At 65.0% G+C, this 1,495-nt stretch carries 1 protein-coding gene; it reads left to right on the top strand.

Features of this window, described 5'->3' with window-relative positions; genetic code table 11:
• Nucleotides 1-237: 237 nt before the first annotated feature.
• Entirely contained in the window at nt 238-1,443 is a 1,206-nt protein-coding gene (locus tag ACZ6C1_RS39040) for an IS110 family RNA-guided transposase (protein WP_469247778.1), read from the top strand.
• Nucleotides 1,444-1,495: the final 52 nt, after the last annotated feature.

Raw genomic sequence — 1,495 nt, 5'->3', positions numbered from 1 at the left:
GTGAGGGTCGTGTCTCCTTACGTTGTTCCTGGGTTGATTCCCGTCACTCGTAGGATCGGGAAGCCCAGGGATGCTGGGTGTGGCTGCGTGTCTCCAGCCTCCTGGGTGGCTTCAAACGATTGGCCGCCTGGCATCCCGCGACGACTCGACCACTCATTGGGATGCGCGACAAGATCGCTTGGTAAGGACACGCTGGCGAAGTCGTCTGCTCGGACAAGTGCAGGAGCGATTTCGGAGGTGGGGACGCCCGAACTCTGGGCCGGTACGGACGCGGGCAAGGCCGAGCATCACTGCGTGGTGATCGACGCCGACGGGAAGCGGAAGCTATCGCAACGGGTAGCCAACGACGAGACCGCACTACTCAAACTGATTGCCGATGTCCTCACGCTCAGCGAAGGCAAGCCCGTGACCTGGGCGATCGACCTCAACGCCGGCGGGGCCGCCCTGATGATCGCGCTGCTCACCGATAACCGCCAGCAGGTCCTCTACATCCCCGGCCGCACTGTTCACCACGCCTCCGGGTCCTATAGGGGTGACGGGAAGACGGACGCGAAGGACGCCTTCGTCATCGCTGACCAGGCGCGCATGCGCCGCGACCTTCAGCTGATGCACCGAGGTGACGACATTGCCGTCGACCTGCGGATTCTCACCTCGCGCCGCCTGGATCTGGCCGCGGACCGCACCCGGGCGCTCAACAGGACGCGGGCCCAGATGCTGGAGTACTTCCCCGCCCTGGAACGCGCCTTCGATTACAAGACCTCCAAAGCGTCTCTGATACTTCTGACGGGCTACCAGACTCCGGCCGCCCTGCGCCGGATCGGGAAGAACACGACCTGGCTGAAGAAGCGCAAGGTCCGCAACCCCGGCCCGGTTGCGGCCATCGCGATCGAGGCCGCTGAGGCCCAGCACACCGCTCTCTCCGGAGAGAAGCTGGCCGCCATCGTGGTGGCCAAGCTGGCGAGGCAGGTGATCGCCCTCGACGAGGAGATCGCTGAGACCGACGCCCTGATCGAGGGCCGGTTTCGCGACCATCCCTACGCCGAGGTCATCCTGAGCATGCCCGGTCTCGGCCCCGTCCTGGGAGCCGAGTTCATCGCCCACACCGGCGGTGACATGAGCCTCTTCGGAAGCTCCGACCGCCTCGCCGGCGTCGCGGGTCTGGCTCCCGTCCCAAAGGACTCGGGACGCATCAGCGGCAACATGCGCCCACCACGACGCTACTGCCAGCGCCTTCTGCGGGTCTTCTACATGGCGGCCATGGTCGCCGCCAGGTGCTGCCCCGTTTCGAAGACGTTCTACAACCGCAAACGAGCTGAAGGAAAGAGCCACAGGCAGGCCATCATCGCCCTCGCACGCCGACGTCTGAATGTCCTCTGGGCTCTGATACGCGACGACCGCACCTTCGAGGTCACCCCACCGCCGAGCACGGTCGTGCTGGGCTGACCCTCACCAAGAGTCATCAGCCAGGCTTGACAACCCCATTGGGAATCGTTTG

This window comes from Streptomyces sp. NPDC041796 (genome assembly GCF_055590785.1).
This window is presented reverse-complemented; position numbering and strand designations above follow the sequence as displayed.